Origin of the sequence: Gordonia alkanivorans NBRC 16433 (assembly GCF_000225505.1) — a bacterium.
In the GTDB taxonomy this organism is placed as follows: domain Bacteria; phylum Actinomycetota; class Actinomycetes; order Mycobacteriales; family Mycobacteriaceae; genus Gordonia; species Gordonia alkanivorans.
In genome coordinates this window covers 1-11,896 of record NZ_BACI01000072.1, presented here as the reverse complement: position 1 = coordinate 11,896, position 11,896 = coordinate 1, and the positions used below count along the sequence as shown (strand labels likewise).

Genomic DNA, 11,896 nt, shown 5'->3' with positions numbered 1-11,896 from the left:
CCGGTCTCCGCCGGTCACAGCCCTCATTCGACCGGCCCCGCCGAGTCTTGGAGGAAGAGTGAGCGCTGGCCGAGTCATGCCGCGCGGCACCCGGGTGCTGGTGAGCCTTCTGGCGTTGGCGATGGTGTTCGTCGCGGGCTGTGGTGGCGGATCGACCGACGAGCCCGGCGGAGTGGACATCTCCAGTGGCGACCGGCACCTCGACCTGGTCGCCTACGCCGTCCCCAAGATCGGCTTCGACGAGATAATCCCGGCATTCCGCGACACCCCCGAGGGCCACGACATCGGCTTCTCGGCGTCGTACGGCGCCTCCGGCGACCAGTCGCGCAAGGTGGCCCGCCGTGTTCCGGCCGACGTCGTGAACTTCTCCGTCGAGCCCGACATCACCCGATTGGTCAAGGCGGGTCTGGTCGACGAGGACTGGAAGAAGCAGGCACCGAACAACAGCACCCCGTTCGGGTCGGTCGTCGCACTGGTGGTCCGCAAGGGCAACCCGAAGGGCATCCGCGACTGGGACGATCTGCTGAAGCCCGGTGTTCAGGTGGTCACCCCGAATCCCGGCAGCTCCGGCTCGGCGAAGTGGAACCTGCTCGCGCCCTATGCCGCGATCAGTAACGGCGGCCAGGACTCGCAGGCCGGCCTGGACTACGTGGCCGAACTGGTGCGCGATCACATCAAGGTGGTGCCCAAGTCGGGTCGCGAGGCCACCACGGCGTTCGAGCAGGGTCAGGGCGATGTCTTGATCAGCTACGAGAACGAGGCGATCATGCTCGACAAGGCCAACGCCGGCGCCGGTCCGAACAGCCAGGTCGAATATGTGATCCCCCCGCAGACTTTCAAGATCGAGAATCCCGTCGCGGTCGTCAACACCTCCGACGACATCGCCGGCGCACGCTCCTTCGTTGACTTCCTCTTCACCCCGGAGGCGCAGCTGATCTGGGCCGAGCGGGGCTTCCGGCCGGTGGACCCCGCGGTCATCGAGGCGACCCGGGATCTCTTCCCTGGCGACATCGCGAAGCTGTGGACCATCGCCGAGCTCGGCAAGGTGCTCGGGAAGGGCACCGCCGAGGACAACGACGGCAAGGACCTGACCGGCTGGAAAGCCGTCGACGAGGCGCTGTTCGGCAAGAAGGGCGCCATCACCAAGATCTACGACTCAGGGGGTAAGCAGTGACCTCGGTCGACTCGACGGCCACGGAGACCGGGACACCCGTTCCCGACTCCCGGCCGCCACGCGGGTTCCTCGGACGCTCACGCACCTTCGCCGGCGTGAGCCCGATGACCATCGGCGTCGCCTGGCTCTGGCTCAGCGTCATCGTGCTGCTGCCGCTGGCCGCCATCACGGTGCAGTCCTTCGAGGACGGTTGGAGCGGCTTCTGGGAGGCGATCTCAGCGCCCGCCGCGGTGGACACCATCTGGATCACGGTGCTCGTGTCTGTGATCGCGGCGTTGATCAACGTCGTCTTCGGCACCCTGATCGCGTGGGTGCTGGTCCGAGACGAGTTCCCCGGCAAAGGGGTCGTGAACGCCATCATCGACCTGCCGTTCGCGCTGCCGACGATCGTCGCCAGCCTCGTGCTGTTGTCGCTGTACGGGCCGAACAGTCCCATCGACGTCCAGCTCAACGCCACCAAGCCCGCACTGGTGATCGCATTGACCTTCGTCACCCTGCCGTTCGTGGTGCGCCAGGTGCAGCCGGTCCTCATCGAACTCGACGTCGACGTCGAGGAAGCGGCAGCGGTACTGGGCGCGAACAACGCCACGATCTTCCGCAAGATCGTCCTGCCGGCCCTTCTCCCGGCGATCCTGACCGGCGCCGGCCTGGCGTTCACCCGTGCCATCGGCGAGTTCGGTTCCGTGGTGCTCATCGGCGGCAACATCCCGGGCGACACCCAGGTCGCCTCGCAGTACATCCAGCAGCAGATCGAGATCGATGCACCCGTCGACGCGGCAGCGATCTCCGTGGTGTTGCTGCTGATCGCCTTCGTCACTCTGCTCGTCCTGCGCGTCGCGGGCCGCCGGCAGTCCAAGAGAGAGGACGCAGACCGATGAAGGTTGCACCTCTGACGAAGTATGGGCTGCGCACCGTCGCGCTCGTCTACCTGCTCATCCTCCTGGTGGTCCCGGTCGGCACCATCTTCTACCGGTCCTTCGAACACGGTCTCGGTCAGTTCTGGGAGTGGATCACCACGCCGGCGGCCATCTCGGCGCTGCAACTCAGCCTGCTCATCGTCGCCATCGTGGTTCCGCTCAACGTGATCTTCGGGGTGATCACCGCGCTGGCACTCGCCCGCGGCCGCTTCCCGGGCAAGGGTCTGCTGCAGTCGGTCGTCGACCTGCCGTTCGCGGTGTCGCCGGTGGTCGCCGGTGTCGCGCTGATCCTGCTATGGGGCTACGGCGGCTGGTTCGGCGGTATCGAGAGTCTCGGCTTCCGGATCATCTTCGGCTTCCCCGGGCTGGTGCTGGCCACCCTGTTCGTCACGCTGCCGTTCGTCGCGCGCGAGGTCGAACCGGTACTGCGGGAGATCGGCACCGAACAGGAAGAGGCCGCAGCAACCCTGGGCGCCAGCAACTGGCAGGTCTTCTGGCGGGTGACCCTCCCGGCCATCCGCTGGGGCCTGACCTACGGCATCGTGCTGACCGTCGCACGAGCGCTGGGCGAATACGGCGCGGTGACCATGGTGTCGTCGAACTATCCCGGTGTGTCCCAGACGCTGACGTTGCTGGTCCACTCCCGCTACACCGACGACTACAACGAGTTCGGCGCCTATGCGGCCGCGACCCTGCTGATGTTCGTCGCCATCCTGGTGCTCGTGCTGATGTCGCTGATCGAGCGCCGCGCCAAGTCCCGACTCGTCGACGCCGGCGAATCCGCCTCGGGCGACGTCGAACTCACCGAGGTCGACCTCACCCCGCCGCATGGCCCCGAGTCCGTCGATGCCAAGCAGATCGTCCATCCCGACGCCCAGTACAAGGAAGGCGTGTGACATGTCCATTCAGGTGATCGGCGCGAACAAGCGCTACGGCGACTTCGCCGCCCTCGACGACGTCTCCATCGACATTCCGGACGGTCAGCTCACCTCGTTGCTGGGACCGTCGGGCTCCGGCAAGTCGACGCTGCTGCGCGCGATCGCGGGCCTCGACACGCTGGACTCGGGCATCGTCCGCATCAACGACAACGACGTCTCGCAGAAGTCGCCGCAGAAGCGCGACATCGGCTTCGTGTTCCAGCACTACGCCGCGTTCAAGCACCTCACCGTGCGCGACAACATCGCGTTCGGCCTCAAGATCCGCAAGCGGCCCAAGAAGGAGGTCGACGCCAAGGTCGACGAACTCCTCGAGGTGGTCGGCCTCGCCGTCTTCCAGCACCGGTTCCCGGCCCAGCTGTCGGGTGGTCAGCGGCAGCGGATGGCGCTCGCCCGGGCACTCGCCGTCGACCCCAAGGTGCTGCTCCTCGACGAGCCGTTCGGCGCCCTGGACGCGAAGGTGCGAGATGACCTGCGCCGCTGGCTGCGTCGTCTCCACGAGGAGGTGCACGTCACCACCGTGCTGGTCACCCACGACCAGCAGGAGGCACTCGACGTCAGCGACCGGATCGCGATCCTCAACAAGGGACGGATCGAACAGGTCGGCACGCCCGACGATCTCTACGACCGCCCGGCCAACGAGTTCGTGGCGTCGTTCCTCGGGTCGACGGTGCGTCTGAACGGCGAACTCGTCCGCCCGCACGACATCCGGATCGGACGCACCCCGGAGATGGCCTCGCCGGCCGCGGACGCGTCGCTCGACACCGGCGTGATCAAGGCGACCGTGCTGCGCGTCGTGAACCTCGGCTTCGAGACCCGCGTCGAGCTCGTCGCCGCGACGACCGGTGACGAGTTCGCCGCCCAGATCACCCGCGGCGACCAGAACGCCCTCAACCTGCAAGCCGGGGAGACGGTGTACGCGCGGGCGACCAAGGTCGCGGCACTGACCGAGGCCTGAGACCCGGCCAGAGTGCGTCAGTGATTGGCCGGCTGGAACGTGTGCTGGTGCTCGGCCTCCTCGGCGCGGATCACGTGCATGACCGCGTTGATGAGCGCGAGGTGGGTGAAAGCCTGCGGGAAGTTCCCGAGGTGCTGACCGGTCTTCGCGTCGATCTCCTCCGCGTACAGCTTGAGCGGGCTCGAGTAGTTGAGCAGCCGCTCGCACAGGGCCTTGGCCCGCTCCAGCTCACCGATCTCGACCAGCGCCGACACGAGCCAGAACGAACAGATCGTGAAGGTGCCCTCCTCACCGGTGAGGCCGTCGTCGGTCTCCTCGACCTTGTAACGCAGCACCAGTCCGTTGTCGGTGAGCTCGTCGGCGATCGCGAGAACCGTTGCGCGGACGCGGTGGTCGTCGGACGGCAGGAACCGTAGCAGCGGCACGAGAAGCAGCGATGCGTCGAGCGCGTCGTCGCCGTAGCGCTGGGTGAAAACCCCGCGGTCGTTGACGCCGTGTTCGAGGATGTCGGCCTTGATCTCGTCGGCGATCGCCGCCCACTCCCGGGCGTGGGTCTCCTCGCCGTGCATGGTGGCCAGGCGGGATCCGCGGTCGAGGGCCACCCAGCACATCACCTTCGACGAGGTGAAATGCTGCGGTTCGCCGCGGACCTCCCAGATGCCGCGGTCGGGTTCGCGCCAGTGCTTGATCGCCTCCTCGACCTGCGCCTTGAGGACCGGCCACAGGGTTTCGGGGACGGCCTCGTGGGACTTGATGTTGAGGTACACCGAGTCCAGCATCGTGCCCCAGATGTCGTGCTGCGCCTGGTTGTACGCACCGTTGCCGATGCGGACCGGGCGGGCGCCGTCGTAACCGGAGAGGTGGGTGAGTTCTTCCTCTTCGAGCGTCCGCTCGCCGCCGACGCCGTACATCACCTGCAGGGGATGACGTTCGCCGTTGGTGATGCCGGAGACGTCGGCGATGAAGGAGAAGAAGTCGTCGGCCTCACGGTCGAGGCCCAGGGTGTACAGACCCCACAGGGCGAAGGTCGAATCGCGCACCCACGCGTAGCGGTAGTCCCAGTTGCGTTCGCCCTGAGGGGTTTCCGGCAGCGAGGTGGTCGCCGCGGCCAGCAGGGCGCCGGTCGGGGAGTAGGTGAGTCCCTTGAGGGTGAGCGCGGACCGCTGCAGATGGGAACGCCACGGGTGGTCGGGGAAGGTGCCGATGTTGATCCACTGCCGCCACGATTCAGCCGTCGACCACATCTTCTGGGCGGCCTCATCCCAGTTCTGCGGTGCAGGAAACCGAGACCAGCTCAGGGCGACGAACCGGTTGTCGCCCTCGACGAGACGCGTGCGCGCCCGTGCTTCTCGCCCCTCGAGTCCGAGGCGCAGGTCGGTGGTGAGCTTGAGTGTGGGGGTGTCGGCGTCGGTGTCCCGGGCGGTGGCGATGGCTTCACCGTAGGCCGGACCCGAGTACTCCCACTTGGTGGTCCCGCGGTGGTAGTCGAAGGCCGGCTCACAGCTCATGTGCAGTTCGACGGTGCCCGACACGCAGCGCACGGTGCGGAGCAGGATGTGCTCGGCATCCCAGTCGGTGGGCGTGCGGCGATGGGTACGGGAGCGTCGGTCGTTGTCGTGCCACGGACCCATGACAAGCGCATCGCGCACGATGATCCAACCGGTCTCGGTCTGCCACGTCGTCTCGACCATCAGGCTGCCCGGCAGGTATCGGCGGTCGACGGGCACGTTGACGCCGTACGGGGCGAGGCGGAAATGGCCGGCGCTGCGATCGAGCACCGCCCCGAAGACGCTCGGCGAATCGGGCCGCGGCACGCACATCCACTCGACCGAACCGTTCCGGGCGATCAGACAGTTGGTCTCGGTGTCGGACAGGAACGCGTAGTCGCCGATGGGTGGGAAAGCGCTCCGGTGCGCCGGGTTGGTCGGGACCATGGGCGCCGGTCCCGGGACGCTGACTCGTGCGGCGTCGGTGCCGGCGCCCTGTGCGGGAGTCGCGGTCGGCAGGGACGTTACGGTGGAGTCATCTGCAACAGACATGGGAACTATCATTGCGACGGACGCTGTCCGATGCCAGTCGGCCTGAACGGGGCCGGGCCGACAGTTGATCCGGATCGGACGGACGAGGTGATGAGGTGACGGCGTTCTTCGCCTGGTGGGACGGTGTGGAGGAGTGGCTGACCGGGCTGTCCTTCGTTCCGCAGCTCCTGGTCACCGTCGCCGTGGTGATTCCGGTCGCGATCCTGATCGCCTATGTTCTCAATCTCTTGGTCGATCTGGCGGCAACGCTGTTCGACCGCCGACACTTCGCCGACGACGATGGGACCGGACTGTGAAATTGATGCGCTCGCCGGTGACCCTTGCCCTGCTGGCGTTGTTGATCCTCGTCGTGATCGCCTGGCTCATCACGATGTAGATGCCTGGGACCTGACGGGTCTCAGCGCCCGGCGATCACCGTTCGACGCTGAGTGGCTGTGCGGTACAGGCCACAGATGCCTTCGATGACGTCGGGGTGAGCGCCGAGTGGTCCGGCGACGAGTGTCTCGTCGGCCAGCGCGTCCAGAGCCGACTCGACCCGCTCGATCAGCAGACCGGCCGACAGGAAGTACGGGCTGAGGGCGATGCGCTGCGCACCGGCGACCCGGAGGCGACGGACCGCCGAGGTGACCGCGCGGTTGTTCGGACCGAGTTTGGTGGCGAAGACCACTTCGACCGGTCGATGCAGGTACGTCGACAGTTCGATGGCCCGGCGGCGGACGTGTCGGTCGGCGGACTCGTCGGATGAACCGACCGCGGACAGGATCACCCCGTCGCGCTCGCCCAGGCCTGCTTCGAGCAGACGATCGGCGAGGGCCGTCGTGAACGACCGGGTGCCGATGACGTCGGTCTGATGCGCGAACGGCCGGTGCTCGGCGATGATCGCCGGCAGGTCGACCTTGTGGTGATACCCCGCCGACAGCAGCAGTGGGACCACGACCGGATCGTCACCGTGCTCGTTCGGGCCAGACGCGAGCACATCGCCGACGAGCGGGTCGTCGAGGTCGAGGTAGGACAGGACCACCTCGACGCCCGGAAGCGTGGCGGCGACGGCGTCGCGCACACGGCGCGCGGTCGCGCCGAAGCGCGGATCGCGACTGCCGTGTGCGACGAGGACGAGAACCGGACTCACACCAACTCTTTGAGGTGCAGCGGCGCGAGTGCGTCGCCCACCAGGCCGGCGGCGAGGGTGTTGCCACCCTGCGGGTCGATCAGCAGGAAGCTGCCCGACTCGCGGTTCACCTGGTAGTCGTCGGCCGGGATGGGCTCGGCGGTCTGTACCGAGATCCGCACGATCTGGTTGAGCTCCACCGATTCCGGGGCCTCCACGAGCGCCAGGTTCTGCTCGTCGAAGAGGGCGTCGAGCCCACCGACGATGGCCTGCGTCGTCTTGGTGCCGTGTTTGAGGAGCAGACGCGCACCGGGGCGCAGCTGCTTCTCGGCGAGCCAGCAGACGGTCGCGGTGAACTGCTGCACCGGCTCCGGGGCGTCGACCGCGGCGGCGATGAGGTCGCCGCGCGAGATGTCGACGTTGTCGGCGAGCAGGATCGTGACGCTGCGCCCGGTGTGCGCGGACTCCAGCGGACCGTCGGCGGTGTCGATCTGGCTGACGGTGGTTCGCTGACCCGACGGCAGGACGACGACCTCGTCACCCACCGACACCCGTCCGGCGGCGATCTGACCCGCGTAACCGCGGTAGTCGGGGTATTCCGCGGTGCGGGGGCGGATCACGTACTGCACCGGGAAGCGCAGGCCCACCGGGGCACGCTCGGTGAGGTTGGGGACCGTCTCGAGGTGCTCGATGAGGGTCGGGCCGTTGTAGAACGGGGTGTTCTCCGAGCGGTTCGCGATGTTGTCGCCGTGCAGCGCGGACACCGGGATGGCGGTGACCTGGTCGTCGGACCAGCCGAGCGAGCGGGTCAGTTCGGCGAACTCGGCGGAGATCTCGGCGAACACCGATGCCTGATCGTCGACGAGGTCGATCTTGTTGACCGCCAGCACCAGCTGCGGCACACCGAGAAGGGCCATCACCGCGGCGTGGCGGCGGGTCTGCGAGACGACGCCGTTGCGGGCGTCGACGAGCAGGATCACCAGCTGGGCGGTGGAGGCGCCGGACACGGTGTTACGCGTGTACTGCACGTGGCCCGGGGTGTCGGCGAGCACGAAAGAGCGTGCGGGCGTAGCGAAGTAGCGGTACGCCACGTCGATGGTGATGCCCTGCTCGCGCTCGGCGCGCAGGCCGTCGACGAGCAGCGACAGGTCGGGCCCTTCGAGCCCGCGGTCCACCGATGCTTTGGTCACTGCGTCGATCTGATCGGCCAGGACGGATTTCGTGTCGTACAACAGGCGGCCGACGAGCGTCGACTTGCCGTCGTCCACACTGCCCGCAGTGGCGATGCGGAGAAGGTCGGGTGCGTGTCTCATGTCAGAAATATCCTTCGCGCTTGCGGTCTTCCATGGCGGCCTCGGAGACCCGGTCGTCGCCACGGGTGGCGCCGCGCTCGGTCAGCCGCGACGCGGCCACCTCGTCGAGCACGGCCTCGTTGTCGGCGGCGTCGGAGAGCACCGCGCCGGTCGACGAGCCGTCGCCGACGGTGCGGTAGCGCACCGAGAGACGCTGCAGCTCTTCACCTTCGCGGGGTCCGCCCCAGACGCCGGGGGTCATCCACATGCCGTCCCGCAGGAAGACGTCACGTTCGTGGGCGTAGTAGATCGAGGGGAGCAGAACCTGCTCGCGGGCGATGTAGCGCCAGATGTCGAGCTCGGTCCAGTTCGACAGCGGGAACACGCGCACGTGCTCACCCGGGGCGTGACGGCCGTTGTAGAGGTTCCACAGCTCGGGACGCTGACGCTTCGGGTCCCACTGGCCGAAGGCGTTGCGCAGCGAGAAGATCCGCTCCTTGGCGCGCGAGCGCTCCTCGTCGCGGCGACCGCCGCCGAAGACCGCGTCGAAGCGGTTCTCGGTGATGGCATCGAGCAGCGGGATGGTCTGCAGCGGGTTGCGGACGCCGTCGGGGCGCTCGGTGAGCCGGCCGTCGGCGAGGTAATCCTCGACCTTGGCGACGTGCAGGCGCAGGTTGTGACGGTCGACGACGTCGTCGCGGAACTTTAGGACCTCGGGCAGGTTGTGCCCGGTGTCGACGTGCAGCAGCGAGAACGGCAGCGGCGCAGGCCAGAACGCCTTCAGTGCGACGTGGAGGAGGACGGTCGAATCCTTGCCGCCGGAGAAGAGGATCACCGGGCGCTCGAATTCGCCTGCCACCTCACGGAAGACGTGGATAGCCTCGGATTCGAGGGCGTCGAGGGTGGTGAAGTCGTCGGCCTCGGCGGAGACGGTGGTATCGCGGATTGGTTCGGTGACGGTCATGCGTGGAGCCCACATTCTGTCTTGGCGCGACCGGCCCAGCGGCCACTGCGCGGATCGGATCCGGGTTCGGGTTTGGCGGTGCACGGTGCACAGCCGATGGAGGGGTAGCCTTCGTCGACCAGCGGGTTGACGAGCACGCCGTTGGAGTCGATGTAGTCCTGCATCGTCTCGTCGGACCACGCTGCGATCGGGTTGATCTTGACCAGCCCGAAGCCCTCGTCGAACGAGATGAGCGGCGCGTTGGCCCGGGTCGGCGCCTCCACGCGGCGGATGCCGGTGATCCAGGCGTCGTAACCGGCAAGGCCCGCCTTGAGCGGCACGACCTTGCGCATGCGGCAGCATTCGCCGGGATCGCGCGCGAAGAGGTTGCGGCCCAACAGTTCATCCTGTTCGGCGACGGTGTGCTCGGGGTTGAGGTTGACCATCCGAACCCCATACACCTGTTCGACGGCGTCACGGGTGCCGATGGTCTCGGCGAAGTGGTAGCCGGTGTCGAGGAACAGGACCTTGACCGGGTCGCCGCCGAGGTGTTCGCGGTCGATGTTCTTCACCGCGAGATCGACGAGGGCGGCGTCCTGCATGTTCGACGCGACGACGAAGTTGGTGCCGAAGGTCTCCGCGGTCCACCGGATCAGTTCCTCCGGGGTGGCGTCGGGACCGAGGTCGGCCGCGCCCTTCGCCGCGATCGCCCGGAGTTCGTCCTCGCTGTGGCGGCGGCCGGTGGCCGGTGCCGGGGTGCTGATGGTCATCGGAGAGCCTCCTCGTCGGCGCGAACGGCCCACTGCGCGAACCGTTCACCCTCTTCGCGCTGGTCCACGAAGTTGCGGACCACGCGCTCGATGTAGTCGCCGAGCTCGGTGCCGAGCACCTTGTGCTGGCGCAGCTTGCGACCGAAACCGGAGTCCAGGCCGAGGCTGCCGCCCAGGTGGACCTGGAAGCCGTCGGTCTGGTTGCCGTCGGCGTCCTCGACGAGCTGTCCCTTGAACCCGATGTCGGCGATCTGCGACCGTCCGCAGGAGTTGGGGCAGCCGTTGATGTTCACGGTGATCGGCACGTCGAGCTTCGAGTTGATGTCGGCGAGCCGCTCGTCGAGTTCCGGCGCGAGAACCTGTGAACGCTTGCGGGTCTCGGTGAACGAGAGCTTGCAGAACTCGATACCGCTGCACGCCAGCAGGTTCCGGCGCCACTGGGTCGGCCGGCCGTGCAGGCCGAGCGGCTTGAGCTCGTCGATGAGCCACTCGACCTTGTCGTCGGGGACGTCGAGGACGATCAGCTTCTGGTACGGGGTGAAGCGCACGCGGTCGGAACCGACGGCGGCGACGGCCTCGGCGGTCTTGGTCAGGATCGTGCCCGACACGCGACCGGCGATGGGGGAGAAGCCGATCGCGTTGAGTCCGTTGCGCAGCTTCTGCACACCGATGTGGTCGATCGGGCGTTCGGGCTGCACCGGAGCCGGGCCGTCGATCAGCTTGCGGCCGAGGTACTCGTCCTCGAGGACCTGACGGAACTTCTCGATGCCCCAGTCCTTGATGAGGAACTTCAGGCGTGCCTTGGCGCGGAGGCGGCGATATCCGTAGTCGCGGAAGATCGAGACCACGGCCTCCCACACGTCGGGCACCTCGTCGAGCGGGACCCAGGCGCCGACGCGCTGGGCGAGCATCGGGTTGGTGGACAGGCCTCCGCCGACCCAGAGATCGAGGCCCGGGCCGTGTTCGGGGTGGACGACGCCGACGAAGGCGACATCGTTGATCTCGTGGACCACGTCCTGCTGGCCGGAGATCGCGGTCTTGAACTTGCGCGGCAGGTTCGAGTACTTCGGGTCGCCGATGTAGCGGCGGACGATCTCGTCGATGGCCGGGGTGGGGTCGAGGACCTCGTCGAAGGATTCACCGGCGAGCGGCGAACCCAGCACGACGCGGGGGCAGTCGCCGCAGGCCTCGGTGGTCTTGAGGCCGACGCCTTCGAGGCGCTCCCAGATCGTCGGGACGTCCTCGATGCGGATCCAGTGGTACTGGACGTTCTCGCGGTCGGAGAGGTCGGCGGTGTCGCGGGCGAACTCGGTGGAGAGTTCGCCGAGCGTGCGCAGCTGCGCGACGTTGAGTGCGCCGGCGTCGCAACGCACGCGCATCATGAAGTGCTTGTCTTCGAGGATGTCGATGTTCTCGTCGCCGGTCCAGGTGCCGTCGTAACCCTCGGCGCGCTGGGTGTAGAGGCCCCACCAGCGCATCCGACCGCGCAGGTCCTGCTTGTCGATCGAGTCGAAGCCCTGCTTGGAGTAGATGTTCTCGATACGGGCGCGGACGTTGAGGGGGTTGTCGTCCTTCTTGACCTGCTCGTTGGGGTTCAGCGGCTCGCGGTAGCCGAGCTTCCACTGACCTTCGGCGCGGCGCTTGGCCGGGCGTGCCTTGCGGGCGGGACGAGCGCGCTTCTCGGTGCCGGCCTCTCCTGCAGCAGCGGGGTTGACGGCATCAGGCTGTGCGTCCGTGCTGGGGACAGCAGCAGGGGCGTC

The 11,896-nt window shown here is 67.6% G+C and carries 11 protein-coding genes; 5 read left to right on the top strand and 6 right to left on the bottom strand.

The window, feature by feature from the left end:
• The first annotated feature begins 76 nt into the window (after nt 1-76).
• From GOALK_RS13205 to GOALK_RS13190, 4 genes are read left to right on the top strand one after another with little or no spacing between them, the layout of a single operon-like run.
• On the top strand, nt 77-1,174 hold the full coding sequence (locus tag GOALK_RS13205) for a sulfate ABC transporter substrate-binding protein (protein WP_006359324.1): 1,098 nt from the start codon (nt 77-79) through the stop codon (nt 1,172-1,174).
• Entirely contained in the window at nt 1,171-2,052 is an 882-nt protein-coding gene (gene cysT, locus GOALK_RS13200; RefSeq protein ID WP_005199316.1) for a sulfate ABC transporter permease subunit CysT, read from the top strand. The genes GOALK_RS13205 and cysT overlap by 4 nt, the downstream gene beginning before the upstream one ends.
• Nucleotides 2,049-2,987: a sulfate ABC transporter permease subunit CysW gene (gene cysW, locus GOALK_RS13195; protein WP_005199315.1), complete on the top strand. Its 939-nt coding sequence runs from the start codon at nt 2,049-2,051 to the stop codon at nt 2,985-2,987. The genes cysT and cysW overlap by 4 nt, the downstream gene beginning before the upstream one ends.
• A 1-nt stretch (nt 2,988) precedes the next feature.
• Nucleotides 2,989-3,984: a sulfate/molybdate ABC transporter ATP-binding protein gene (locus GOALK_RS13190; protein ID WP_006359323.1), complete on the top strand. Its 996-nt coding sequence runs from the start codon at nt 2,989-2,991 to the stop codon at nt 3,982-3,984.
• 17 nt (nt 3,985-4,001) lie between these two features.
• Here the strand turns inward: GOALK_RS13190 and GOALK_RS13185 are convergent, their stop codons facing one another.
• Nucleotides 4,002-6,035 carry a glycoside hydrolase family 15 protein gene (locus GOALK_RS13185; protein ID WP_081474342.1) on the bottom strand — a complete coding sequence of 678 codons (2,034 nt, stop codon included), beginning with the start codon at nt 6,033-6,035 and terminating at the stop codon, nt 4,002-4,004.
• Nucleotides 6,036-6,118: 83 nt separating this feature from the next.
• Between GOALK_RS13185 and GOALK_RS13180 the strand changes: the two genes are divergently transcribed.
• Entirely contained in the window at nt 6,119-6,319 is a 201-nt protein-coding gene (locus tag GOALK_RS13180; protein ID WP_005199311.1) for a hypothetical protein, read from the top strand.
• A 101-nt stretch (nt 6,320-6,420) separates the two neighbouring features.
• Here GOALK_RS13180 and GOALK_RS13175 read toward each other — a convergent pair whose 3' ends face one another.
• The 5 genes from GOALK_RS13175 to GOALK_RS13155 form a co-directional block, all read right to left on the bottom strand.
• Nucleotides 6,421-7,152 carry a sirohydrochlorin chelatase gene (locus tag GOALK_RS13175; protein ID WP_006359321.1) on the bottom strand — a complete coding sequence of 244 codons (732 nt, stop codon included), beginning with the start codon at nt 7,150-7,152 and terminating at the stop codon, nt 6,421-6,423.
• Entirely contained in the window at nt 7,149-8,444 is a 1,296-nt protein-coding gene (locus GOALK_RS13170) for a sulfate adenylyltransferase subunit 1 (protein WP_006359320.1), read from the bottom strand. The genes GOALK_RS13175 and GOALK_RS13170 overlap by 4 nt, the downstream gene beginning before the upstream one ends.
• Before the next feature lies 1 nt (nt 8,445).
• On the bottom strand, nt 8,446-9,402 hold the full coding sequence (gene cysD, locus GOALK_RS13165; protein WP_006359319.1) for a sulfate adenylyltransferase subunit CysD: 957 nt from the start codon (nt 9,400-9,402) through the stop codon (nt 8,446-8,448).
• Nucleotides 9,384-10,136 carry a phosphoadenylyl-sulfate reductase gene (locus tag GOALK_RS13160; protein WP_006359318.1) on the bottom strand — a complete coding sequence of 251 codons (753 nt, stop codon included), beginning with the start codon at nt 10,134-10,136 and terminating at the stop codon, nt 9,384-9,386. Before GOALK_RS13160 ends, cysD begins: the two co-directional genes overlap by 19 nt.
• The coding region (locus GOALK_RS13155) for a nitrite/sulfite reductase (RefSeq protein WP_006359317.1) at nt 10,133-11,896 on the bottom strand (1,764 nt) is incomplete at its 5' end. The genes GOALK_RS13160 and GOALK_RS13155, both read right to left, overlap by 4 nt.

Bases quoted from the DNA above. Each gene is read 5' to 3' on its own strand.
- cysW (WP_005199315.1), top strand. From the start codon at position 2,049: ATGAAGGTTGCACCTCTGACGAAGTATGGGCTGCGCACCGTCGCGCTC.
- GOALK_RS13190 (WP_006359323.1), top strand. From the start codon at position 2,989: ATGTCCATTCAGGTGATCGGCGCGAACAAGCGCTACGGCGACTTCGCC.
- GOALK_RS13160 (WP_006359318.1), bottom strand. From the start codon at position 10,136: ATGACCATCAGCACCCCGGCACCGGCCACCGGCCGCCGCCACAGCGAG.
- GOALK_RS13170 (WP_006359320.1), bottom strand. From the start codon at position 8,444: ATGAGACACGCACCCGACCTTCTCCGCATCGCCACTGCGGGCAGTGTG.
- GOALK_RS13185 (WP_081474342.1), bottom strand. From the start codon at position 6,035: ATGATAGTTCCCATGTCTGTTGCAGATGACTCCACCGTAACGTCCCTG.
- cysD (WP_006359319.1), bottom strand. From the start codon at position 9,402: ATGTGGGCTCCACGCATGACCGTCACCGAACCAATCCGCGATACCACC.
- GOALK_RS13205 (WP_006359324.1), top strand. From the start codon at position 77: ATGCCGCGCGGCACCCGGGTGCTGGTGAGCCTTCTGGCGTTGGCGATG.